Raw genomic sequence first — 24,298 nt, forward strand, 5'->3', positions numbered from 1 at the left:
GCGAACCCCCACCAAACCCCAGCGGGCCGCCGCAGGCATCCCGCCCAACCGCCGGAGGCATCCCCGCAGGCATCCCCGCCCAACCGCCGGAGGCACCCGCAGGCATCCCCGGCCAAACCGCCGGAGGCGCGGCGTGCCCCACCCCCCGGCCCCCACCCCCCTCCTAGCATCGACCCATGCCCGCCACCACCACCTCCGCATCCCCCCTCCGCACCTGGTGGTCGCAACGTCCCCCCACAGCCGGCGCCGCAGTCATGGCAACCGGCATCCTGTCGGTGACCCTGCACCAGACCGGCTACGAAACCCTCTCCCGCATCGCCCTCGCCCTGGCCTCCGCAACCTGGCTCGCCCTCGCCGGCGACTTCACCGCACGCCTCCTGTGGGACCGCAACAGATGGGTGAAGGAGGCAGCCACCCCGGCCGCCCTGACAGCCATCGCCGCGACGACCGTCCTTGGCACCCGCTTCAGCGTCCTCGGCTGGCAGACCCTCGCCAAGGCCCTCCTGGCCCTCGCGGCCATCCTCTGGCCGGGCCTCCTCGTCGCCGTCGTACGCCACTGGCACCGCGGCATGCCCGGCGCCGTGTTCCTGGGCTGCGTGGCCACCGAGGGCCTCGCCGTCCTGGGCGCGACGCTCGCCGTGACCGAGGCCTCGGCGTGGCTCGCCCACGCGGCCCTCGTACTGTTCTGGCTCGGCCTGGTGCTCTACGTCGTCGCCCTGGCCCGCTTCGACCTACGGCAGGTCGCCCACGGCACCGGCGACCACTGGGTGGCGGGCGGCGCGCTCGCCATCTCGGCGCTCGCCGGATCGAAACTCTTCGCCGCCGACAGCGCCCGCCTCCACCTCTGGAACGACGACGACACCAGCACCCTGCACACGGTGACCGTCGCCCTGCTGGTCCTCGACCTCGCCTGGTACGCCGCGCTGCTGCTGGCCGAGATCGCCTGGCCACGGCCGCGCTACGACATAAGGCGTTGGGCCACCGTGTTCCCGCTCGGCATGACGGCCGCGGCGACCCTCTCTGTCGCCACCACCCTGGACGTCCCCTGGCTCGATGGCCCCGGCGAGGCACTGATGTGGATCGCGGTGGCGGCCTGGCTGGCGGTCACGGCAGGCGCGTTCTGGGCCTACACCCACCCCGGCTATGCAACCGGAGCCGGAGCCAGGACCCCGGAGACGGACGTCACGTCCACAACACGGCGATGAAGATGTTCGCCACGGTCAGCAGCCCCACCACCCCGAACAGCCGCTTGTCCACCGTCTCCTCGTCCCGCTTCACGTACACGAGCCCGAGGATCACGACCAGCAGTGCCAGCTTCACGCCGATCTTGACGTTGTCGACGGGCTGGTCGTCCGCCTGATTGAGGCCGACGAGGATCACCCCGGTGACCAGCATGGTCAGCGCGCCGTGCAGCATCGCGGGGACGAACCGGGCGGCGCCCTGGCCCATCGCCTTCATCTGGGTGAGGAAGCCACCGAGCAGGGCGGCGATACCGATGATGTGCAGGCCGACGAAAAGGTGGATGAGTACGTCCATGACGCCGGAGCCTAGCCAGCCCCACCGACACCCCTGCCACCGCACCCCTGCCATCCTTCTCGATCATGCATATATGCGCCCATAGCATCCGACGCCCCCGCCCCGCCCCCGCTTCCGCCACATCGGTCAGCACACAGCGTGAACACGACGCCCCCAACCCGGGATCACGCTCACTTACGGTCATCCCCCGGTCTGCTCCCGGCACTTCCGCACAACGCGTTACCGGACCGACACACAGAGGTTTAGCGTCCTCCACCAGGTGACCGGCTCCCCACCGCCGCCCGGGCCAGGGGCGGCAGTCGGACACCACCGCCGAGAAAGTCCGGCGGCGGCCCGCTCCCCCTGTGCAGGCCGCCGCCGGACGCGTGACCCGCCCCCGGGCGGCCGTACGTCCGCACCCCCAGGCGCTCGTACGCCCGCCGCTCCCCCCGGGGCGGACCGCTCCCGCCGGGGACGGTCGTACGGCCACCGCCCTGGCGGACGTACGGGACGAGGCGGTCGTACGAAAGGACGTGCAAGTCCACGTGGCAGCACACCGAAAGCCCCGTCAGCGCTCGGCCGGCGGCAGTACGGCCCGCACGGCATGGACGATCGCCCTGGCGGGCGCGGCGACGGCGACGGGCTTCGACGGGACGGGACATGCCGAGCCGCAGCTGACTCCGGCGCAGGTGAAGGCGAAGGTGGACAAGCTGTACCAGGAGGCGGAGGTCGCGACCGAGAAGTACAACGGCGCGAAGGAGCAGGCGAACGCGGCCGAGCAGCGGATCAGGACACTTCAGGACGAGGCCGCCCGCAAGACGGAGAGCCTCAACTCGGCACGGGAGAGGCTCGGTTCGCTGGCCGCGGCGCAGTACCGCGACGGCGGCCTCGACCCGGCCCTCCGACTCGCCCTCTCCGGCGACCCCGACCGCTACCTCGACGGCGCGGAGTTCGCCGAACGCGCCGGCAACCGTCAGGCGGCCTCCGTCGCGAGCGTCCGCAGCCAACTGCGCGAGATCGAGCAGTTGCGCGGGGCCGCCCACATCGAACTGACCTCGCTCAAGTCCCGCCAGGCGGAACTGCAACGCCACAGCAGGACGATCAACGGCAAGCTGGACACCGCCCGCACCCTGCTCGCCCGGCTGACCGCCGAGGAGCGCGCCCGGCTCCAGACGAACGGCACGGACCGCGCCGCCCGCTCCTCGACCGGCACCCGCGACGCCCTGACGGCCCCCGGCTCGGCCACGGCCCAGGCCCCCAACGCCCGTGCGGCGGCAGCCGTTTCGTACGCATACTCCAAGCTCGGCAGCCCCTACGTCTGGGGCGCGACCGGCCCCGACGCCTTCGACTGCTCCGGCCTCACCCAGGCCGCCTACCGCTCGGCCGGTCTCTCCCTCCCCCGCACGACCTACGCGCAGATCGACGCCGGCCGCCGCGTCTCCCGCTCCGAACTGCTCCCGGGCGACCTGGTGTTCTTCTACTCAGGTATCAGCCACGTGGGCCTCTACATCGGCAACGGCCAGATGATCCACGCCCCGAACCCCTCGGCCCCGGTCCGGGTGGCCCCGCTGGACGAGATGCCGTTCGCGGGGGCCACACGGGTCGCGTGACCGAGCCGGCGCCCCGGTGCACCGGGGCGAATCTCACACCAGACGCCGCGCCGTAGCCCACCGAGTCAGCTCATGCCGATTCGACAACTGGAGCTTGCGCAGCACCGCCGACACATGCGACTCGACCGTCTTGACGGAGATGAACAACTGCTTGGCGATCTCCTTGTACGCGTACCCCCGCGCGATCAGCCGCAGCACCTCCCGCTCGCGCTGGGTGAGCCGGTCGAGGTCCTCGTCGACCGGCGGCGCGTCCGTCGAGGCGAAGGCGTCCAGGACGAACCCGGCCAGGCGAGGCGAGAACACGGCGTCGCCGTCCTGGACCCGGAAGATGGAGTCGACCAGGTCGGTGCCGGTGATCGTCTTCGTCACATAGCCGCGCGCACCACCCCGGATCACCCCGATCACGTCCTCCGCCGCGTCCGAGACGGACAGGGCGAGGAAGCGGACGGGCTGCTCGGCGTCCGCCATCAACGGGGCGCAGCGGCGCAGGACTTCGACTCCGCCGCCACCCGGGAGGTGCACATCGAGGAGGACGACCTCGGGCCGTGTCGCGGTGATGACCGTGACCGCCTGGTCGACGTCGTCGGCCTCCCCGACGACCTCGACGCCGGTCTGCTCGGTCCGGCCGATCTCGGCCTGGACTCCGGTACGGAACATGCGGTGGTCGTCGACGAGGACCACGCGCACATGCCGCTCGACCGCGCTTTCGCCGGTCGACTCCACAGGCTCGTTCGCCTCGGTCGGGTCACTCATGACGTCTTCTCCGCCCTCTCCATCTCCAGCTCGACCTCCGTACCGCCGTCGGGCACCGCCCGGAGCCGGGCGGTACCGCCGTTGCGCTCCATACGGCCGATGATCGATTCTCTGACACCCATGCGGTCGGCGGGTATCGAGTCGAGGTCGAAGCCCGGACCGCGGTCCCGGACGGACACGAAGACGGTCTTTCCCTCCACCTCGGCGTAGACCTGCACGGCGCCGCCCTCGCCACCGTACTTCGCGGCATTCACCATCGCCTCGCGCGCGGCCTGCATCTGCGCACCGATTCTCTCGTCGAGCGGGCAGTCGCCGACGACCACGACCTCTATGGGGACGCCGTGCTTGTCCTCGATCTCGGCGGCGTTGCGCCGGACGGCGTCGGCGAGGTTGGTGGGTTCGTCCTCCTCGTCCTTGCCGGTGCCCTCGGGTTTGTAGAGCCAGGTGCGCAGGTCGCGCTCCTGGGCGCGGGCGAGGCGGCGGACCTCGTTCGCGTTCTCCGCGTTGCGCTGGATCAGGGTCAGGGTGTGCAGCACCGAGTCGTGGACATGCGCGGCGACTTCGGCGCGCTCCTGGGCGCGGATGCGCATCAGTCGTTCCTCGGACAGGTCCTGCGTCATCCGGACCAGATACGGGCCCGCGAGGAGCGTTATACCGACGAGGACCGCCAGGGCCGCCTGGAGGACGGAGCCGAGGTGGGCGGCGGAGCCCTGGAGGACGAAGATGCCGGAGACCCCGGCCGTGACCAGCACGACGCCGCCCGCGGCACGCAGCAGGGTGAGGGTGCGCCGACGCCGGCCGACCTCCATCCAGCGGGCCCGCCGGGAGTTGTCCGCCTGGCGCCAGACCAGGGCGACGCCCGCGCCGACGAGCACGGCGGGCAGGAGGTAGGCCTTGGCGCCACTGCCCAGGTCCACGCTGCCGACGAAGACCATCGCCACCACGACCATGAGGAGCAGCGCGACGATCTGCCCCTTGTCCGGCTTGCGGGCGACGAGTCTGCGTCGGCCGTCGGGAGCGGTCTCGGTGGCGAAAGGGGACGGCCGCTGCGCGCCGACGCCGCCGACGCCGAGCGGCACGAAGAACCAGAACGCGGCATACAGCAGCGCACCCAGGCCGTCCGCCATGAACAGGCCGACGAAGACGAGTCGCACCCAGATCACGGGCAGGCCGAGATGCCCGGCGAGCCCCCGCGCCACGCCCCCGAGCCAGCGTCCGTCGCTGCTGCGGTAGAGCTTGCGCGGCGGCCGCGGTTCGACGAGTGGCGCTGCTGCGGCTTCCGGCATGCCATCGATGTTCACACGGTCGGAGCACCAGGGCATCAGGGTCGACCCCCGATACTCCCCTGATCTTCGACATCCGTCGCGTCGAACACTTCCCCCGCCCCCTCCTCAGGGCCGATATCAGGGTCCGACCAGGGTCATTCCGACTCCCGCAGAACCGACCCGCCCGTCACCATGGACACATGACAGATCACCAGCCCGCCGCGGACTCCGTGCCCGAGCCGGACGCCGTGCCCACCGCGGGCACCACGTCCGGCCCGGCAGCCGCGTCCGAGCAAGCGGGCGTGGCAGCGGAGGCACTCGACCCGCCGCACAAGTTCCGGCGCGACCGTCGGCACAAGATGCTGGCCGGTGTGTGCGCCGGGCTCGGGCGGCAGTGCGACATGGACCCGGTGATCTTCCGGATCATCCTCGCCGTACTCTCCGCGACCGGTGGCATAGGCCTCCTCTTCTACGGCTTCGCCTGGCTCTTCGTCCCGTACGACGACGAGGACGAGAACGAGGTGCGCAAGTTGCTGACCGGCCGCGTCGACGGCCAGGCGCTGACAGCCGTGCTGTTCGCACTGGTCGGCTGCGGCGTGTTCCTGACGCTGCTGAGGAACGGCGGTGTGCTGGCCTTCGCTGTTGTCCTCTCCCTCCTCGTGGCGGGCGCCGGCTACTGGTCCCGGCACCGCGGCACCCCCGACCCCGACCCGCTCGCCGCCCAGGCCGTCGCCGACGCCCCGCCGGAGGCCCAGGCCCCACCGGTCCCCACCGCCTACCCCTCCTGGTGGCGCGACCCCATCGTCAAGGACGGCACCCACGAGGGCGGCACCGGCTATCTCTGGGGCCCTCGCGACCCCCACGACCGCGACATCTCGGCGGCGGTCAACATCGGCCTCGGCACCTGGATCAGCCGCGGGGACATACGCACCCGACGCCCCCAGCTGAAGCCGCGCGGCCCCCGCTGGATCGGCGGCTGGGTGTTCCTGCTGGCCCTCCTGGCAGGCGCCCTCGGCACCGGCGCGACCTGGGAGGACCACGCCCTCGGCACCAGCCTCCAGACCGGCCTGGCCTGCGCGCTGCTCGTCCTCGGCCTGGGCATAGCCGTCAGCGCGTTCCTGGGCCGCACAGGAGCGGGCTCCATATTCCTGGCGATCGTCACCGCGGGCCTGCTGGCCGCCTCGGCTGCACTGCCCAAGGACATCAGCACCCACTGGGTCGAGCGGAACTGGCGACCGGCGGCCGTGGCGGACGTACAGCAGCAGTACGACCTCGGCACGGGCGTCGGCACCCTTGACCTGACCCGCCTGACCATCGCCGAGGACAGGACATTGACCACCAGAGCCGACGTAGGCGTGGGCCGGCTGAAGGTGATCGTCCCCAAGGACGTGACCGTGCAGCTGAGCATCGACGTAGGGGTGGGCGACATCCAGCTGCCGGGCGACGACCAGCAGGACGTGGACGTGGCACCGGGCAAACACAAGGAGCTGACGCTGACACCGCCCACGGGCACCGAGGAGGCGGGCACACTGGACCTCGATCTGAGCGTAGGCGTGGGACAGGCGGAGGTGAGCCGTGCTACGTCATGAGTTCCAGCCGGGCAGGCTGGTCGCCGGCACGTTCCTGACCGTCACGGGCATCGTCTACGCAGGAGACGCGGGCAGCGCCTGGGAGACACCCTGGTTCGTGGTGATCCCCCTGGTCATAGGCGGCCTCTGCCTGGCAGGCGCGGTAGGGGTGCTGACCCGAGGAATACGCAAGCGCAGCGCAGCGGATCCCCGACCCCCCGCCGACTACCGATAACCGCCGGCCCGCTGTCGTCGCCGCCCACGCAGCGCCGCATCCACGGACAACATGGGGGCGCCCGCCAGTACAAGAGGCAGCCAGGCCATGAGATAAGCCAGGTCATTGCCGTAGTAGTAAGGATCGGAGGCCCAGCTCACCGTCAACCACAGACTCAGCGAAATGAGCGCCCCACCGAGCGCCGCCAGTCGGGCGAACAGCCCGATCAACGTCCCGATACCGACGGCCAGCTCACCGAAGGCGATGGTGTAGCCAAACCCGACGGGACTTTCCAGAGCCATGTCCACCATGGCCGGAATGGCCGAGGAGTCACGAACGGCACGCATCATGTCGCCGACCGACCCCGCACCGGAGTCCTTCATGAAGGCACTGTCGGTGAGTTTGTCCAGCCCGGCATAAATGAAGGTGACGCCCAGAAAGACGCGCAACGGAAGCAACGCGTACCGGGAAGCCGTGTCCCGCCAGTTCCGGTCGCCATCGAGATAAGGGGTGCGCGTGTCCGAATGCATACCGTGAGTCATCGCCCGTAGCCGCCTCTCGCCCGCCGTGCCGTGACCCCTCAACAGACGATACGTACGCAGCGCCCGCGCCGCTCACCTGTCCCAGCCCCGTATTCTCCGACCACCCCCGCCCAAGGGAAACCCCGCGGAGGCCAATAACCGCCAGGCGAGAAGCCCCACCCGCCCGCACCCCCCGGCACGGCCCCGACCCACAACGCACGCCCAGGCGCTACGCGCACCCCGCCGAACACCAGAGGGCCGCCGCAGGCATCCCGGCCCAACCGCCGGAGGCAACCGTCACTCGGTCACATCAATCGCGTACCGATTGGTCTCCACCCCCACAGCACTGACCACCTGCACCTCCACCCGCCCCGGCTCAACATCAGCCGGCACCGGCACCGTGAGCACCGCGTCCGTCGGATTGCTGAACCCGCCGTTCACCGGCACCAGGGGCACCCGCACATGCACGGCCCCGATCCGCACCACCATCCGCGACAACCGGTCCGCCCCCTGCGCCCCCGGCGGGACGAACCCAGCCCCCCGGATCTCGATGTCGTCACCCGTACGGATGGGGGCGTCCAGGTCGCCGGCCTCCCGAGCCCGCACCACCGAGAGGATCACCGGCCGACCGCCTTCGGCGTACTTCCCGGCCAGATATGTCGCCGCGGAGACCAGCACCACCACCGCCAGCCCCCACGGCAGATCGGGCAGCTGATCCGGCCGTCGAGCCAGCCGCACCGCCGCGAACAGCAGCGCCACCCCACTGATCACGACGTACTGGATGTCCGCGAACGTGCCCCGCCCCGCGTCGTCGGTCAGCAGATCCGCCGCCCGAGGCCGATGAGCCCGTACCTTCTGGAGGCGCTGCCCGAGCACTCGCACCCCGACGACCCGCCGCACCAGCACCGCGATGGCACAGACCACGGCGAGCACGGTCACGACACCGGCACCGCGCCCGAGTTCGAGACCGGCGATCAACGCGTCACGCTCGGGGTGCCCGGACGCCGCCGCGAGCCGCCCCACCAGCACCAGCACGGCGTAGGCCACGAACAGCACCCAGGCCGCGGCCACCGCACGCGACGTGGACAGCCGGTTGTCCTCACCGATGACCGGAGCCAGCGCCCCACCGCGCGCGCGGTGGAACCACGACGCGGCCGTGAGTGCCCCGGCCGTCACCAGCGCGGCAAGCAGCCCGGCCGTACGCGCCGACGTCCACCCCGCGCCGATGGCCGTGAGCGCCTGCACCAGCAGCAGCGCGACGACGAGGCCCCAGACGACGAACGTCGTGCGCGACCACAGCCGCGCCAGCCACGCCTCCCCCTCGGCGCGCCCGCGCTCGGCGACGAGTTCCGCCGACTGTGTCAGCTCCTCGGAGACCCATTGCCGGGAGGCCGAGGCCGAGTGGGCCACCGCGGCCGGGAGTCCTTGACCGGCCGCGAATTCGTCCCGTTTCAGCAGGAATTCAGCGACCGCGCGCCGGTGCCCCGCCCGCGCCCCGTGCGGACAGCCCCCACAGGTGCAGCCACCCCCGTGCGCGCCCACCGCCGCGCTGCCCTGCCCAGCCTCCTGCACCGCCACGACCGACGCCCGCCTTCCCGGAAACCCTCATGTCCTAGTGCCCCATTGGCCTATGACCTCATGACCTCATGGCCCATGACCTCATGGCCTTATAGCCCCACAGCCCCACGATCGGCAGCCCGATCTCAGATACCGGCCACCGCCGATACCGGCCCCGGCAGTACCACCGACCACTGACACCGCCAACTCACGTACGGCAACAGCGAATTGTGCCGTAGTCCAGGCACGACCAGGCACAACCCGCCCGGCACGCCCGTCCGGCCCGGGTGATGAGCGGGCCCTCCGTGTTGACCCGGCTGCGAGAATTCCCCTATGGCCGAGATCATCCAGCGCGACGGGACCTGGGCCTTCGACGGCACGACGGTCCGGATCACGCCGGGACTCCATCGCTCCGTGCCGCTGTTCCGGCAGACCTACGGAGAGATCGCCGTGCCCCTCGAAGCCGTCGCGAGCATCGTCTTCGAGCCCGAACGCAAACGCGGACGGCTGCGGATGCGGCTGCGTGAGGGCGCCGACCCGCTGCTCCAGGCGACCGGCGGGCGGCTGCCCGACACGGCGGATCCGTACCGGCTGACGGTGGACGTCGACCGGGCCGGGGTCGCCGAGTACGTCGCCGAGGAGATCCGCCACGCGCTGCTGCTGGACCAGATCCCCAAGGATCCGACCAGGACCTATCTCCTGCCCGGCCCACCGGTCCCGGTCTCCGTCCGGTCCTCCGACGGCACGGTCTCCTTCGACGGCAGCCAGGTACGCATCGACTGGTCCGACACCTCCGACCGGGTCAAACGGGCGACGGGCCCGCGAATCATCCACGTGGGCGACCTCGCCCAGGTGGAGTGGCTGCCCAACTCCGGCCAGGAGGACGGTTTCCTGCGCTTCGTGACCCGGGAGACGGTGTTCTCCGAACTGCCGCCCGAGAAGGACCCGTACGCCCTCGACCTGTGGGGCAGCGTCCGCCGCGACCTGCTCACCGCGCTGGTGGCCACCGCGGTCACCGCCCGCCTGCCGCACCCGTCCACCCACCCCGGCATCGACTCCACCGACCGCGCCCGGCTGACGGCGTCCGTCCCGCCACGCCAGGCCGCCGACCATCACGACGTACTCCTGCGCAGGCTGCGGGAGTTGGGCGAGCTGCACCGGGACGGCGTCCTCACGGACGAGGAGTTCGCGATGACGAAGGCGGTGGTCCTGCGAGCCTTCTGACCCGGCGGGCTTCTGACTCAGACCGGGGCTTCTGACCTCACCCGCGACTTCCGGACCTCGGCCGCGGCTTCCGACCTCGGCCAGGGCTACGGCCCCCGGCCCTCCCCTCCGTCAGCTCAACAGATCCGGCTCGCTCCGGCTCACGTCCTGCCACAGCGGCTGATAGTTGATCCACGCGACCAGGTCCCCGCCCAGCTGCTCCCGCGTGGCCACGGCCTGCCGGTGTTCGATGAGCACGGGACGCCCCGCCGCCCGGGCCGTCAGCTGGACCTGGCTGGACCGTTCCATCGACAGGAACCACCAGGCCGCCGCGTCCACCGAGTCGCCGACGGTCAGCAGGCCGTGGTTGCGCAGGACGAGGGCCTTGCGGGAGCCGAGCGCGGTGGCGATCCGGCGGCCCTCCAGGGCGTCGACGGCCACGCCCGAGTAGGCGTCGTAGAGCGCGTGGTCCTCGTAGAAGGCGCAGCTCTCCTGGGTGATCGGGTCCAGCAGTTCCCCCAGCGCCGCGAGCGCCCGCCCGTGCACCGAGTGGCAGTGGGCGACGGCGACGACGTCCGGGCGGGCGGCGTGGACCTGGGAGTGCACGGTGAACGCGGCCTGGTTGACGTGGTACCGCCCCTCGATCACCTGCCCCTCGGAGTTGGCGAGGACCAGGTCGCTCACGGTGACGTGCTTGAACGGCATCCCGAACGGGTTCACCCAGAAGCAGTCGCTGAACTCGGGATCGCGCGCGGTGATGTGCCCGGAGACCCCGTCCTCGAAGCCGAGCCGCCCGAAGATCCGCAGGGCGCCCGCGAGCCGTTCCTTGCGGTGCCGGCGCTCGTCCTCGACGGAGTCGTGCATGGGCGGCATCGCGAACTGCAACCGTTCGGTCGGCAGCGGCGAGGGCGGAGTGGGCCCGAGGGGCGTCCCGTGCATGTGTCCTCCCGCACTGGGTTGCTTACGGGGCGGAAGTTACCGTCGGTCAGCGCAGGAGAACAGAGATGTTCTGTAAAGATCCCGCCCCGAGGACCGGGATCGTAGCCTCCCCCGCCCGGGAAACCAGACAGCGGATGTCGGATATCGACGCGACACTCACCGTATGACAGCGAACTGGGCCACCTTCACCGAGGCCGAACCCGATCTCGCCCGCACCGCCGAGGAACGCTTCGGCGCCTTCACCCACCACGTCCTCGCCACTCTCCGCAAGGACGGCTCGCCCCGCACCACCGGCCTGGAGGTGCGCTTCCTGAACGGCGAGCTGTGGCTCGGCATGATGCCGGACTCGCTCAAGGCCCTCGACCTGCGCCGCGACCCGCGCTTCGCGCTCCAGGCGAACCCCGGGGAGGGGCAGTCCATGGGCGGCGGTGACGTACGGATCTCCGGGCGGGCGATCGAGGTCGAGGACCCGGCGCAGAAGGCCGCGTACGGCGAAGAGGTGGAACCGCCGGAGCCGTTCCACCTCTTTCGTACCGAGCTGACGGAGGTCGTGCGGACCTACGTCGAGGACGACAAGTACCTGGTCGTCCAGGTGTGGAAGCCCGGCGAGCCGTTGCGCACGATCAAGCGCAGCTGAGCCCCTTCACAGCCAGAGCCCTTCACCGGAAGGGCTCTGAAGGGCCTACTCCCACTCGATGGTGCCCGGCGGCTTCGAGGTCACGTCGAGGACGACCCGGTTGACGTCCCGCACCTCGTTGGTGATCCGCGTCGAGATCTTCGCCAGGACGTCGTACGGCAGTCGCGACCAGTCGGCCGTCATCGCGTCCTCGGAGGAGACCGGCCGCAGGACGATCGGGTGGCCGTACGTCCGCCCGTCACCCTGTACGCCCACGCTGCGGACGTCGGCGAGCAGGACCACCGGGCACTGCCAGATGTCGCGGTCGAGGCCGGCGGCCGTGAGCTCCTCGCGGGCGATGGCGTCGGCCTCGCGGAGCAGGTCGAGCCGCTCCTTGGTCACCTCGCCGACGATGCGGATGCCGAGGCCGGGGCCCGGGAAGGGCTGGCGCTGGACGATCTCCTCCGGCAGCCCGAGCTCCTGGCCGACCATCCGGACCTCGTCCTTGAACAGCTTGCGCAGCGGCTCGATCAGCTTGAACTCGAGGTCCTCCGGCAGCCCGCCCACGTTGTGGTGGGACTTGATGTTGGCGGTGCCGGTGCCGCCACCGGACTCGACCACGTCGGGGTAGAGGGTGCCCTGGACGAGGAACTCCACGGCCGGACCCTCGTCCGCGATGATCTCGGCCTGGGCCTGCTCGAAGACCCGGATGAACTCGCGGCCGATGATCTTCCGCTTCTCCTCCGGGTCGGAGACCCCGGCGAGCGCCTTGAGGAACCGCTCCTCCGCGTCCACGACCTTCAGCTGGACGCCGGTCGCGGCCACGAAGTCCTTCTCGACCTGCTCGGTCTCGCCCTTGCGCATCAGGCCGTGGTCGACGTACACGCAGGTCAGCTGGGAGCCGATGGCCTTCTGGACCAGCGCGGCGGCCACGGCGGAGTCCACGCCGCCGGACAGACCGCAGATGGCGCGCTTGTCGCCGACCTGCTCGCGGATGGCGGCGACCTGCTCGTCGATGACGTTGCCGGTGGTCCAGTCCGGCTTCAGGCCCGCGCCGCGGTACAGGAAGTGCTCCAGCACCTGCTGGCCGTGCGTGGAGTGCATGACCTCGGGGTGGTACTGGACGCCGTAGAGCTTCTGCTCGTCGTTCTCGAAGGCGGCGACCGGGACGACGTCCGTGGAGGCCGTCACGGAGAAGCCCTCGGGGGCGGCGGAACAGGCGTCGCCGTGCGACATCCACACATGCTGCTCCGCCGGGGTGCCCTCGAAGAGGGTGGAGGACGACTTCGAGACATGGAGATCCGTACGGCCGTACTCACGCGCACCGGTGTTGTCGACCGTGCCGCCCAGGCTCTGCGCCATCAGCTGGAAGCCGTAGCACATGCCGAAGACGGGGACGCCGGCCTCGAAGAGCGCGCGGTCGATACGGGGGGCGCCCTCCTCGTACACGGACGAGGGGCCGCCGGAGAGGATGATCGCCGCCGGGTTCTTGGCGAGCATCTCGGCGACCGGCATGGTGCTCGGCACGATCTCGCTGTAGACCCGGGCCTCGCGGACGCGACGGGCGATGAGCTGGGCGTACTGCGCACCGAAGTCGACGACCAGGACGGTGTCGGTGGCGGCGGCGGGGTTCGCTGATGACACGGGTTGCCTTCCGGCGGTGAGCGAGGTGTGTGTGAGGCCGAGTCTACCGGGCTCGGCGGAGCCCCTCCGGGGCCGAAGCCCGTCTCACGATGCGAACCCTCTTGGACGCCCGTCGGCGGCACGGCATACTGACGCCATGCTCACGCACCAGACCTTCCTCTTTATCTATGGCAACCGGCCCACCGGCTGCCATGGTCGTGCTGCTTGAGCAACTGACAAGCGACTTCCCAGGCGCCCCGGGCCGACAAGGTCCGGGGCGCCTGGCGTTTTCCGGATCCTGCCGCTCCGGGGCACCGAACCCATCCAGCTAGGAGCCCCCGAGATGACCACCACCGCAGCGGAGAAGACCGGCGCGCACACCACCGAGGCCGCCGGCGTGATCACCGGCGCCCGGGAACGCATCGACGCACTCGACGACCGGATCATCGGCCTGATCCAGGAACGCATGGCCGTCTCGGCGGTGATCCAGGAGGCACGGATCACCTCGGGCGGCCGACGCGTGAACCTCTCCCGCGAGATGGAGATCCTCAACCACTACAGCGAGGCGCTGGGCAAGCCGGGCACCTCGCTGGCGATGACGCTGCTGGAACTGTGCCGCGGCCGGATCTGAATCCACGTTCCGGGGACAGACGTACGCACCCGTCTCACCCGTACGGAGCGTGACGCCTCCCCGACCCCTTCGTTGGTACCGGTGTCCGTGCCAGCCAGGGGCGGGCCCGAAAGAACCACGCGTGGCTCGCTGGGGCGATGAGGCGTACGGATCGTGTCGTACGCCGTGGGACCTCGCTCCAGGAAAGTGACCGGACGGCAGGGGACAGCAGCCCGGTCACTCAAGAGAAGGTCGGCTCCGGGGACGCCCGGGGCCGACCGGCGGGGAGGGGCGACAGGATGCGAGACCCGGGACGGAGTACAGGACAGGGTCGAGCGGTTGCGGTACCCGTATCCGTCCAGCACGATGCGTAAGAAGCTCGCCGTCCCGCAGCGCAGTGCGCAGCCGTCCACCGCGGCACTGCCAGAGGTCGGGACCACTGATGGACCAACACCAGCGGCGCACCCCCCGGCGCCGCTCTCCAGGCACCGACGCTGCCCTGACGTCGGTGCTGACGAAAGAAGGGCCCCGCGGCTCCGTCCCGCGGGGCCCTTCTCATGCCGTCGCCTCTCGGGTCAGGTGCGGGAGACGGTGCCGCATCCCTCCGCGCGGTCCGCGTCGAGGTCCCGGCTGCGGTCGTACGGGTCCGTCGTCGGGCCGGTGGGGGGTGCCCCGGTGGGTGCCGCCGAGTCGAACTGCGGATGCAGGTAACCGTCGTACACCTCGCAGGCCGAGTTGCCGATCTCCTGGTCGTAGCGCACTACGGCGATCCTCCCCGGAGTGACCTGGTACCTGGTCGGGTCGGAGAGCTCGACGTCGACGACCCGGCGGATGATGGTACGGGCCACCTCCGTCGAGCCCTCACGGACGAGCGGGTAGACGAAGGTGTAGTCGGCGTGCACCGCGACGGAGGCGCGCTCACCCGCCTTGACCGTCATGTGCCCGCGCGTCTTGACGACGTCCCCGGCGAGCAGCACCTCGTCGGGGTCGAAGCGCGTGAACATCGACAGCGGGTCGTGGTCCTTGTCCGGCTTGCGCAGCGCGGTGGTCAGCAGGTCGAGCAGTTCCGTCTGACGGGGCTCGATGACGCCGAGGGCGGTTTCCGGACGTTCGCCGCGGAGCGTGGCCGGGTCGAGGTTGGCGTCGACCAGGAGCTTTCTGGTCTGCTTCAGCGCCTGCTCCACCTGCGCCTTGGACAGGGTGGCGATCGGGGTGGCCTTGGGCAGCACGATGCCCGCCTCACCGTCGGCCCAGCGCTCGGCCGGCGAACCGGCGAACGGCCGGGCCACGGTGGGGACGGCGGGATCGGCGGCTGCGGGCGCGGCCGTCGGGGCGGCGGTCTCCGCCGGGAGCGGCGACGCGGCCACGCCCTGCGGGGACGAGGCGCTCGTGCCGAACGGGTCGCCGGGTATCAGCGAGGGCCGTATCGCCACGAGGGCGACGGCCACGGCGAGCGGCACGCCGACGATCGCCCACCGTCGACGGCGCCGGGCGGCCCGCCCGTCCATCTCCTGCCGGGCGGGCCCGGTACGCCAGCCCGGTGGCAACTCGCCCCGCGCGTCCTGCCGCCGGAGCCGCTCGGTGACCATGCGGGCTCGGGCGGAGGGTTCCTTGGGGGCGGAGGCGGATTCCCGTCCGGCGTCCTCGACGAACTTCCTCCACTCGTCGTCGGATATGGACGACGAGGACGCGCCGGCTCCCTCGTCCGAACCGGGCCTGGACCCTTCTGACGGTCTGTCGGCCATGCCTGTGCGCTCTCTCTCGATCTGTTGCAGGGCAGCTGAGCGTACGTCAGGCCTCGGACATCGCTCAGGACTGCCGGAACCGATCGGATGTGATGCAGCCCACATAAGAAATTCGTTAGTGAAGCCACAACCATTCACAGCCGTCACTGATCAAACCCTGCGAACCAAGGGCCACACCCGCGCCCCACACGCGGAGGCCTCCCCTGACACGTGCGCTGCGATGTCGTGGCGCTCCGGACTTTCGAGGTCTTCATGAAGCTTCGCCGTGCACTGGCCTCCGCGGCCACGACGGCTGTCATAGCCCCGATCGCGCTGCTGTCGGCGCCGGTCGCGTTCGCCACGGACACACCCGCCCCGACGGCGGAGAGCACGCCGACCGCGGTCGAGACGACTCCGGCCGAAGAGGAGACCACCCCGGCCGAGGAAACGCCCACCGAGGACCCGGCTCCCCCGACCGAGGAAGAGACCACCCCCGCCGAGGAAGAGACCACCCCGGCCGAAGAGGAGACGACTCCGGGCGAAGAGACCACGACCCCGTCCGCCTCCCCGTCGCCGAGCGCCAGCGAAAGCGCCCCGGCGGAAGAGGTCGACTTCTGTGAGGAGGCGGACGACGAGTCCGTCTTCCTCGACGAGAACCTGCGCAGCGGCCTGTCGGGCCTGCCCGAGACGATCGTCGCCGGCAGCGGCTGGACCAATTTCAGGTTCAACGTCTCCAACTCCGGTGACGAGGACATCAAGAACATCAAGCCGATGATCGGCGTCGCCGCGTTGGGCTGGGAGGACGCGGAGGACTACTCCGGCCAGGTCACGGTCCAGGTCTTCAGAACGGCCTCCGGCTCCTGGGAGACGCTGGCGGACGCCGCCGGTGAGGGTGCGACGTTCACCTCCTTCGCGCTCGACGCAGGCCAGTCGACCTCGTTCAAGCTGCGCCTGAAGGTCAGCGGTAAGGTGCCTGACTCCCTCGGACTCACCGGCGGCTTCGCGCAGTACTCGGACGCCGACGGCTGCTGGCTGGCCGACGACCCGAACGGCTGGGTCTACGTCTTCGACATCCTCGCCGCGGGCTCGGACGCCGGTAACCCGCCCGACGCCAAGCCGCAGACCGGTGGCAAGGAGCCGATCAAGGACGTCAAGGAGGTGGAGGTCACCGGCGAGCTCGCTTCGACCGGTTCCGACTCCAACCTGCCGGTCATCGCCACCATCGGCGGTGTCGCCATCGTCGCCGGTGCCGGCGTGATGTTCGCGATGAAGCGCCGCAAGGTGGGTGCCGAGGCCTGAGGCCTCGCCGGACAGCTCTACGCAAGACAGGGAAGGACCTGCGCTCGGAGGGGGGCGCAGGTCCTTCCCTGTTCTGTGCGGGGTGAGCGGGCTACTTCCTGGGTGGCACCGCCGGTATCCCCAGGAACGGCAGCTTCAGCGCGCCGAAGGCCTCCGCCGGGACCGCCGGGGACTTCGGTTCGACCGGCTGCAGGCGTTCGTATGCCGAGCCCTGGGCCGGGCGGGGGTCGGCCTCGCCCTTGTTGGGCCAGTAGGACATCGCGCGTTCGGCCTGTGCGGTGATCGTCAGAGACGGGTTGACGCCGAGGTTGGCCGAGACCGCCGCTCCGTCGACGACCGAGACGCCGGGGTGGCCGTACAGCCGGTGGTACGGGTCGATCACGCCGGTCTCGGGGGAGTCTCCGATGGGGCAGCCGCCGAGGAAGTGGGCGGTGAGGGGGGTGCCCATGAGTTCGCCGACGTTGGAGCCGGCGAAGCCGTTGATGTCGGCGGCGATGACCGACGCGGCCTGAGAAGCGGCCTTGATCTGCTTGGGGTTGGGGGCGCCGTGGCCCTGGCGGGCCGTCAGCAGGCCCTTGCCCACGCCGTCCTGTTTCAGGTACGTCGTCAGGGAGTTGTCCAGCGACTGCATCACCAGGCCGATGATGGTCCGCTCCGACCAGCGGCGGTTGGAGAGGGAGCGCAGGACCAACAGGGGGTGGCGGGCCGCGTTCGCCAGCCAGGATCCGACACGTGAGCGGCCCTCCGCGTACGGGACCTGAAGGATCGACAGGCCGCCCATCGAGTTGGAGCCCTTGCCGTAGCGGACCGGCTCGATGTGGGTGTTCTCGTCCGGGTGGATGGACGAGGTGATGGCGACCCCGCGCGTGAAGTCGACCTTCGGCTCACCCGTCGCCTTGCGGTAGCGCCGGTTGTCGGTCTGCGCGCCGACCAGGGCCTCGGAGTTGGTGCGGGTCAGTTCGCCCAGTTTCGGGGAGAGGTACGGCAGTTGGCCGCCCGCCTTCATCCGGTGCAGGAGGGTCTGGGTGCCGTACGTGCCCGCCGCGATCACCACTCGGCGGGCCTTGAACAGCCTGCCCTCACCGTCCTTCGTACGGTTCTTGCGGTCGGTCGGCAGGGTCGCCACCGCGTAGCCGCCCTGCGAGTCGTCGGTGATGGAGACGACCGTCGTCATCGGGTGGACCACCGCGCCCGCCTTCTCGGCGAGGTAGAGGTAGTTCTCGTTGAGGGTGTTCTTCGCGCCGTGACGGCAGCCCGTCATGCACTCACCGCACTCCGTGCACGCCCTGCGCGCCGGGCCGGCCCCGCCGAAGTACGGGTCGGCGACCTCCTGGCCGGGCTTGGCCTGTGCCTTCCCCTCGGCGTCCTTGCCGTCGCCGAAGAAGACGCCGACCGGCGCCATGTGGAAGCTGTCGCCGACGCCCATCTTCTCGGCGGCCGCCTTGAGGTGGACGTCGGACGGGGTCATCGTCGGGTTGAGCCGTACGCCGAGCATGCGCTGGGCCTGGTCGTAGTACGGCTTCAGCTCCTCCTGCCAGTCGGTGATGTCCCGCCACTGGGGGTCGTCGAAGAAGGCCTTCGGCGGTACGTAGAGGGTGTTGGCGTAGTTGAGGGAGCCGCCGCCGACGCCGGCGCCCGCGAGGACCATGACGTTGCCGAGCAGGTGGATGCGCTGGATGCCGTACATGCCGAACTTGGGGGCCCAGAGGTAGTTCTTGAGGTCCCAGGAGTTCTTGGGGAGGGTCTCGCGGGTCCAGCGGCGGCCTGCCTCCAGGACGCCGACCCGGTAGCCCTTCTCGGTCAGGCGGAGCGCCGTGACGGATCCGCCGAACCCCGACCCGACGACGATGACGTCATAGTCGTATCCGGAGCCGTCGTCCTGATTCTGGGCAGAGTTCTCCTGTGACACGTGCTCTCCTCGTCGAAAGCGGTGGTGCGGCGGCTCGAAAGCCGGGCTCTAGCGGAAACGGAACGCCTTCATCAGCCGGAGGCTGCGGCTCATGAACTGCGCGTACTTCTCGTCGTCCATCCCCAGCGACGGCGCCATCGGCAGCAGCCGCTGCTGGGCGACCGTCTGGGCCTCCGTGTACTTGAGGATGCCCTCGGAGCCGTGGCGGCGGCCGAGGCCGGAGTCCTTCATGCCGCCCATCGGCGACTGGACGCTGCCGTACGCGGGGGCGTAGCCCTCGTTGACGTTCACCGTGCCGGTGCGCAGGCGGGCGGCGACCGCGCGGCCGCGGCTGCCGTTCTTCGTCCAGACCGACGAGTTGAGGCCGTACGGCGTGGAGTTGGCGTGCTCGATCGCCTCGTCCTCGGTCTTGAAACGGTAGATGGAGACGACCGGGCCGAAGGTCTCCTCGGCGCAGACGCTCATCTCCGGCCCGACGCCGTCGAGAATGGTCGGCTCGAAGAAGTACGGGCCGATGTCGGGGCGGGCCACACCGCCCGCGACGAGCTTCGCGCCCTTCGCGACGGCCTCCTCCACATGCCGGGTCACCGTTTCCAGCTGGCGCTCGCCCACCAGGGAGCCCATGTCGGCGCCGTAGGCGAGGGACTTGCCGAGCCGCATCGCCTTGGTGCGGGCGGCGAAGCGCTCGACGAAGGCGTCCGCGATCGACTCGTGGACGTAGAGCCGCTCGATGGAGATGCAGAGCTGGCCGGCGGAGGAGAAGCAGGCGCGGACGGCGCCCGCGGCGGCCTTCTCGACGTCGGCGTCCGCCAGGACCAGCATGGCGTTCTTGCCGCCGAGTTCCAGGGAGACGCCGACCAGGCGGGCGGCGGCGCCCTGGGCGACCTGGCGGCCGGTGCGGGTGGAGCCGGTGAAGGAGACGTAGTCGGCGTGCTGGACGACCTCGGGGCCGACGACGGGGCCCTCACCGAGGACGACCTGGAAGACGTCGGCGGGCAGACCGGCCTCTATGAGCAGGTCACGGGCCCAGAGAGCGGTCAGGCAGGTCTCCGTGTCCGGCTTCATGACGACCGCGTTGCCCGTGACGAACGCCGGAAGCGCGTCGCCGACGGAGAGCTCCAGGGGGTAGTTCCAGGGGGCGATCTGGCCGACGACGCCGCGCGGGTGGCGCAGTTCGGTGACGCGGGTGAGCGTGGGCATGGCGCCCGCGTGCCGCTTGGCCTTGAGGTAGGCGGGGGCCTTACGGCCGTAGTGGCGGGCGGCGACGGCTACGGCCTGCACCTCCTCGTGGGCGTGCAGCCGGGCCTTGCCGGTCTCCAGCTGGATGAGGTCGAGGACCTCGGCCTGGCGTTCGAGCAGCAGGTCGTGGAAGCGGAGCAGGACGGCGGCACGCTGCCGTACCGGAACCTGCGCCCAGACGGCCTGGGCCAGGCGGGCCGCCTCGAAGGCCTGCCGCACGTCCTCGGGCGTCGATTCGGGCAGGTCGGCCAGCTTCTCGCCGGTGAACGGCGTGTGGTTGGCGGTGCGACCGGAGCCGACCACGCCCTTGGTGAGCTGGGCCACCAACTCGGGGGTGACCACGTCGGCTGCGGTACGGGCGCCCTCCGGAGCGGGGGCGAGGGGGTTCGTGCCGGTCTTGGCCGGGGCCTGCGCGTCCGTCATGAGGCGCAGGGTATGCCGGAGGCCGGACTTTGTGTACCCGTCGGTAATGGGGATTCACCGAGTGCTCACATGCCGCCAGTGTCCACTGGCAACAAACGCGCTGATCAGGGCGTTGCCTGGCATGCTGCCGGGTCACTCGATCTCGAGTCGGTCACGGGCGCCCTTGAAGACGGCGGTGCCCTTCTTCTCCGAGGGCGTGCCCTTGGGCATGTCGACACGCAGCTCGAACATGCGATCGTCACCGGTGACCACGATCAGCTGCATGACCCGGGTCGGGGACACCTCCTTGTCGTAGGTGGTGTCGACGAGGACGGCGTCGTAGCCCTTGAAGGTCGTACGTGTGTACTGGCCGCTCGCGTCGTGGTTGTAGCTGTCCCAGGTCTCCTGCGCCTCCTGTGCCTGGTCCAGCAGCGGTCGCGGTGACTTGTCCCACTGGGTGAGGCGGACCTGGACGAGGCCCGCCTCGTTCTCGTGGACGACGAGGCGGGGCTGGTCGGCGGCATCGCCCTCCCGCGCGAACTCCTTGTACTCGGAGGGGAGGAAGAGGACGGCGTCCATGTCCTTCTCCCGATGCTCGGTCCAGGCGCCGGCGGAGGCGGTAGGGCTGGGGGTGGGTGTGGTGGCGGGGGTCAGGGGAGCCGAGGTGTGGACGGGGTTCATCTCCTTGGGGTCGTCGCGCTTGTCGACGAAGAAGGAGGAGGTCGCGAACCAGGTGCCGCCGACAAGAAGGGCACCCAGGACCGCCACGGGAAGGGGACGCAGGAGGGAGCGGCGCCCCTTGCCGGTCGGGATCGAGGCGGTGCTGGATGCGGGATCGGGGGTGGGGGTGGGGCGGCCGGACGTGGAGTCGGATGGCGGGCCGAGTGGGGAGCCGGACGTCGCCGTGGTGGTCGGCTCGGCTGTCGGCTCCGGCGCCTCCTCGGCTGTCGGCTCCCGCATCGGCTTCGGCGTCGGCTCGTCCGCCGACCCGCCCGCCGCGGCGCCTCCCAGCCGTACGGTCCCCGAGTCCTCGGCGAACTCCCGCAGTCCCGAGGCGTCCTGTGGCCCCGTTCCGGCCGCACCGCCGGAGGGCACCGGCACCGGCCACCCCTCCGTCAGCGCCTCCAGCACCGCCTCGACCTCGTCCGTGCCGGGCCGCTGCCCGGGGTCCTTCGCCAGCAGTCGCACGATCAGCGTGCCCAGCGGTCCCGCCTGCTTCAGCTCGGGCGGATCGGCGGCGAGGATCGCGGCCAGCGTGGACTCCAGGGTCGTACGGCGGAAGGGGGACCAGCCTTCCACCGCGGCGTACAGGAGAACGCCCAGCGACCACAGGTCGGAGGCGGGGCCGGCGCCGCGGCCGGACATCCGCTCGGGGGCGATGAACTCCAGGGAGCCGACGAACTCGCCGCTGACGGTGAGGGACTCCTCGCCCTGGATGTGGGCGATGCCGAAGTCGGTGAGGACGACACGGTCGTGCGCGCCGAGCAGCACGTTGGCCGGCTTGACGTCGCGGTGGACGATGCCGACGGCGTGCGCGGCGCGCAGGGCGCCGAGGACGGCGAGGCCGATGCGGGCGGCCTCGGTCGCCTCCACCGGGCCGCGCCGCAGGACCTCGTGCAGGGATTCGCCGCGGACCAGTTCCATGACGATCCAGGGCAGTCCGTCCTCGTCCACGACCACGTCGTGGATGGAGACGGCGGCCGGATGCTCGACGCGGGCGGCGGCGCGGGCCTCACGGTGGAGCCGGTGCGCGGCGCGCTGATGGGCGGCGTCCTCCGGATCTCCGGGCAACCTCGGCTGTTTGACGGCGACTTCGCGGCCCACGAGTTCGTCGTACGCCCGCCAGACGGTGCCCATGCCCCCGGAGCCGATGCGCTCGATCAGGCGGTAACGCCCGCCGATCACACGCCCGTTGGGTCCGGCGCCGCCCCCGTCGTTGCTCATGTCCCATGCCTACCTTGCGGGACCGGCCCTTGGCCAGTTCAGAGCGTGCCGATGTCCAGGTTCGCGATGGCCGTCCGCGCCACCTCACGACCGCGGTCGGTGAAGTCGCCCTTGCCGGGGTAGTTGATGCTGAGCTTGTACATGTCTCCCGCGGAGGTCTTGTAGTAGAAGATCCTCATCTCGCGCGGGCGCGGGTTCTGGCTGTCGTTGGTGGTGTAGGTGACGGTGTTCTCGGCGGCCGGCTTGCCCTGGTACGTGGTCTCGCCGTCGGTCTTGGTCTTCGCGCCCTCGGCCATGCCGAGGTCGTAGACCCTGCCTTCCTTGAAGTCGCTGTTGTCGTCGTACATCTCGGCGGCGGCGGAGTCGGCGATGTCGCTGCTGGTGTCCTCCGCCTTCTTGTCCAGTCTCAGGCCGACCCAGATGGCGCCGCTCTCGTCGGTGTACGTGACCCAGTCGTCGTCGTCCGTCTTCTCTGGCACGGCCCGCTTGTAGCCGTCCGGCACCGCGAGGGAGGCGCCGAGAGACTTCTCCTCACGGACATTCCAGCCGTCCGGCAACGGCCCCGCGAACGGATCGGCGACCACCAGATACGCCGCCACCGCCCCGGCGACCACCGCCGCACCGATGCCGAGCAGCGTCCTGGGCCCCAGCACGATGCCCTTCTTGACGCTCTCGGGTATCCGTACGACCTGGGTGGCGGCCTGCACCGGCGGATTGGCGGCCTGTTCCAGCAGCGCACGCGTCTGCGCGGCGTTGGGGCGGCGCGCCGGGTCCTTCTGGAGGAGGCCGTTGATGGCCTCGGCGAGCGGGCCCTGCGCGGCGGCGGGCGCCGCGGGCGTGGCGTTCAGGACGGACTGGAGGGTCGCAGGGGTGTTGCTGCGGCGGAACGGCGAGACGCCCTCCGACGCCGCGTACAGGACGACGCCGAGGGACCACAGGTCGCTGGCCGGGCCGGGCCGCTGGCCCAGCACACGCTCCGGCGCGATGTACTCGGGCGAGCCGACGAAGCCGCCGGTGTCGGTCAGGTTGGTCTCGCCCTCGATCTGGGCGATACCGAAGTCGGTGAGGACCACACGGTCGTGGCGGCCGAGCATGACGTTGTCCGGCTTCACGTCGCGGTGCAGGATGCCCGCCGCGTGCGCCGCCTCCAGCGCGCCGAGCACTTCGAGGCCGATTCTCGCCGTGTCCCGGGCCCCGAGGGTGCCCTCCTGGAGGGCGTCGCCCAGCGAGCGGCCCTGGACCAGTTCCATCACGATCCACGGCCGGCCGTCCACGACGGCGACGTCATGCACGTTCACGACCGCGGGATGGTCGAGCCGGGCCGCGGCGCGCGCCTCCCGACGCATGCGCTCGAACGCGTTGGCACGTTCGCGTTCGGGAAGGTGATCCGGTACGCGAGGCTCCTTGACGGCGACCTCGCGGTCCACCGTCTCGTCCTTGGCCCGCCAGACGGTGCCCATGCCGCCGTGCCCGAGCTTGGCGAGCAGCCGGTATCGACCAGCTATGAGGCGTCCGGTGCCGGGGTCCGGGGTGGGCGCGGCGGACGGGACGGACGGGGTGGACGGGGGGGACGGGGTGGGCGTCGCGTACGGGTTGTCCGGGTGGGGGGCGGCCGGGGGCAGGTTCGGCTGCGGAGGTTGCAGTTCGAAACTCGTCGGCTCGCCGGATCGGTAAGGGACTCCCCCGTTGTTGCTCATGCGTCCATCAATATCGCGGCAAGCGGTTCGACATCCAGCACGAATGGTTTCCAGTCACAGAGCCGTGACTCGGATCGCCGCTTATCTACC

The 24,298-nt window shown here is 70.7% G+C and carries 20 protein-coding genes; 8 read left to right on the top strand and 12 right to left on the bottom strand.

All coding sequences use genetic code 11. The annotated features are described in order from the left end of the window. The first annotated feature begins 176 nt into the window (after window positions 1-176). Window positions 177-1,205, top strand: coding sequence for a tellurite resistance/C4-dicarboxylate transporter family protein (locus ACZ4UU_RS20355; RefSeq protein WP_471904798.1), 1,029 nt, complete (start codon window positions 177-179; stop codon window positions 1,203-1,205). Here ACZ4UU_RS20355 and ACZ4UU_RS20360 read toward each other — a convergent pair. Further along, the gene (locus tag ACZ4UU_RS20360) at window positions 1,183-1,536 is read right to left on the bottom strand and encodes a hypothetical protein (protein WP_471904799.1); all 354 of its coding nucleotides are present in this window, start codon (window positions 1,534-1,536) and stop codon (window positions 1,183-1,185) included. The genes ACZ4UU_RS20355 and ACZ4UU_RS20360 overlap by 23 nt on opposite strands. Before the next feature lie 524 nt (window positions 1,537-2,060). On the opposite strand from ACZ4UU_RS20360, the gene ACZ4UU_RS20365 reads away from it, so the two are divergent. After that, window positions 2,061-3,125, top strand: coding sequence for a C40 family peptidase (locus tag ACZ4UU_RS20365; RefSeq protein WP_471904800.1), 1,065 nt, complete (start codon window positions 2,061-2,063; stop codon window positions 3,123-3,125). Between the two features lie 33 nt (window positions 3,126-3,158). On the opposite strand, the gene ACZ4UU_RS20370 is transcribed toward ACZ4UU_RS20365, so the two are convergent. Both ACZ4UU_RS20370 and ACZ4UU_RS20375 read right to left on the bottom strand, forming a co-directional pair. Further along, window positions 3,159-3,878, bottom strand: a complete 720-nt coding sequence (locus tag ACZ4UU_RS20370) for a LuxR C-terminal-related transcriptional regulator (RefSeq protein WP_471904801.1) — start codon at window positions 3,876-3,878, stop codon at window positions 3,159-3,161. Then, window positions 3,875-5,164, bottom strand: a complete 1,290-nt coding sequence (locus ACZ4UU_RS20375; RefSeq protein ID WP_471904802.1) for an ATP-binding protein — start codon at window positions 5,162-5,164, stop codon at window positions 3,875-3,877. Before ACZ4UU_RS20375 ends, ACZ4UU_RS20370 begins: the two co-directional genes overlap by 4 nt. Before the next feature lie 179 nt (window positions 5,165-5,343). Between ACZ4UU_RS20375 and ACZ4UU_RS20380 the strand changes: the two genes are divergently transcribed. Next, entirely contained in the window at window positions 5,344-6,732 is a 1,389-nt protein-coding gene (locus tag ACZ4UU_RS20380; RefSeq protein ID WP_471904803.1) for a PspC domain-containing protein, read from the top strand. Then, window positions 6,719-6,946, top strand: coding sequence for a hypothetical protein (locus ACZ4UU_RS20385; protein WP_471904804.1), 228 nt, complete (start codon window positions 6,719-6,721; stop codon window positions 6,944-6,946). Before ACZ4UU_RS20380 ends, ACZ4UU_RS20385 begins: the two co-directional genes overlap by 14 nt. Here ACZ4UU_RS20385 and ACZ4UU_RS20390 read toward each other — a convergent pair. Both ACZ4UU_RS20390 and ACZ4UU_RS20395 read right to left on the bottom strand, forming a co-directional pair. After that, the gene (locus tag ACZ4UU_RS20390) at window positions 6,937-7,467 is read right to left on the bottom strand and encodes a DoxX family protein (protein ID WP_471904805.1); all 531 of its coding nucleotides are present in this window, start codon (window positions 7,465-7,467) and stop codon (window positions 6,937-6,939) included. The two genes, ACZ4UU_RS20385 and ACZ4UU_RS20390, sit on opposite strands and share 10 nt — an antisense overlap. Window positions 7,468-7,743: 276 nt before the next feature. Then, window positions 7,744-9,024, bottom strand: coding sequence for a hypothetical protein (locus ACZ4UU_RS20395; RefSeq protein WP_471904806.1), 1,281 nt, complete (start codon window positions 9,022-9,024; stop codon window positions 7,744-7,746). 312 nt (window positions 9,025-9,336) lie between these two features. Here ACZ4UU_RS20395 and ACZ4UU_RS20400 point away from each other — a divergent pair, with 312 nt between their 5' ends. Further along, on the top strand, window positions 9,337-10,227 hold the full coding sequence (locus ACZ4UU_RS20400) for a DUF4429 domain-containing protein (protein ID WP_471904807.1): 891 nt from the start codon (window positions 9,337-9,339) through the stop codon (window positions 10,225-10,227). 111 nt (window positions 10,228-10,338) lie between these two features. Here ACZ4UU_RS20400 and ACZ4UU_RS20405 read toward each other — a convergent pair whose 3' ends face one another. Next, window positions 10,339-11,145, bottom strand: a complete 807-nt coding sequence (locus tag ACZ4UU_RS20405; RefSeq protein WP_471904808.1) for a class II aldolase/adducin family protein — start codon at window positions 11,143-11,145, stop codon at window positions 10,339-10,341. 163 nt (window positions 11,146-11,308) lie between these two features. Here ACZ4UU_RS20405 and ACZ4UU_RS20410 point away from each other — a divergent pair, with 163 nt between their 5' ends. Continuing rightward, on the top strand, window positions 11,309-11,782 hold the full coding sequence (locus ACZ4UU_RS20410; protein ID WP_471904809.1) for a pyridoxamine 5'-phosphate oxidase family protein: 474 nt from the start codon (window positions 11,309-11,311) through the stop codon (window positions 11,780-11,782). A 45-nt stretch (window positions 11,783-11,827) separates the two neighbouring features. On the opposite strand, the gene guaA is transcribed toward ACZ4UU_RS20410, so the two are convergent. After that, window positions 11,828-13,405 (bottom strand): glutamine-hydrolyzing GMP synthase, encoded by a 1,578-nt coding sequence (gene guaA / locus ACZ4UU_RS20415; protein ID WP_471904810.1) that lies wholly within the window; start codon window positions 13,403-13,405, stop codon window positions 11,828-11,830. Between the two features lie 322 nt (window positions 13,406-13,727). Between guaA and ACZ4UU_RS20420 the strand changes: the two genes are divergently transcribed. Beyond that, complete coding sequence (locus ACZ4UU_RS20420; RefSeq protein WP_471904811.1) at window positions 13,728-14,015, top strand: chorismate mutase; 288 nt, start codon at window positions 13,728-13,730, stop codon at window positions 14,013-14,015. Between the two features lie 554 nt (window positions 14,016-14,569). On the opposite strand, the gene ACZ4UU_RS20425 is transcribed toward ACZ4UU_RS20420, so the two are convergent. Next, entirely contained in the window at window positions 14,570-15,739 is a 1,170-nt protein-coding gene (locus ACZ4UU_RS20425) for a hypothetical protein (protein ID WP_471904812.1), read from the bottom strand. A gap of 252 nt (window positions 15,740-15,991) precedes the next feature. Here ACZ4UU_RS20425 and ACZ4UU_RS20430 point away from each other — a divergent pair, with 252 nt between their 5' ends. Next, window positions 15,992-17,017, top strand: a complete 1,026-nt coding sequence (locus tag ACZ4UU_RS20430; protein WP_471904813.1) for an LPXTG cell wall anchor domain-containing protein — start codon at window positions 15,992-15,994, stop codon at window positions 17,015-17,017. A gap of 91 nt (window positions 17,018-17,108) precedes the next feature. On the opposite strand, the gene ACZ4UU_RS20435 is transcribed toward ACZ4UU_RS20430, so the two are convergent. From ACZ4UU_RS20435 to ACZ4UU_RS20450, 4 genes are all read right to left on the bottom strand, one after another. Next, window positions 17,109-18,926 carry a GMC oxidoreductase gene (locus ACZ4UU_RS20435; RefSeq protein WP_471904814.1) on the bottom strand — a complete coding sequence of 606 codons (1,818 nt, stop codon included), beginning with the start codon at window positions 18,924-18,926 and terminating at the stop codon, window positions 17,109-17,111. A 48-nt stretch (window positions 18,927-18,974) separates the two neighbouring features. Beyond that, the gene (locus ACZ4UU_RS20440) at window positions 18,975-20,588 is read right to left on the bottom strand and encodes a succinic semialdehyde dehydrogenase (protein WP_471904815.1); all 1,614 of its coding nucleotides are present in this window, start codon (window positions 20,586-20,588) and stop codon (window positions 18,975-18,977) included. A gap of 132 nt (window positions 20,589-20,720) precedes the next feature. Further along, entirely contained in the window at window positions 20,721-22,511 is a 1,791-nt protein-coding gene (locus ACZ4UU_RS20445; RefSeq protein ID WP_471904816.1) for a serine/threonine-protein kinase, read from the bottom strand. Between the two features lie 38 nt (window positions 22,512-22,549). Next, the gene (locus ACZ4UU_RS20450) at window positions 22,550-24,208 is read right to left on the bottom strand and encodes a serine/threonine-protein kinase (RefSeq protein WP_471904817.1); all 1,659 of its coding nucleotides are present in this window, start codon (window positions 24,206-24,208) and stop codon (window positions 22,550-22,552) included. Window positions 24,209-24,298 lie beyond the last annotated feature (90 nt).

The sequence above is a fragment of the Streptomyces sp. NPDC028907 genome (genome assembly GCF_055564995.1).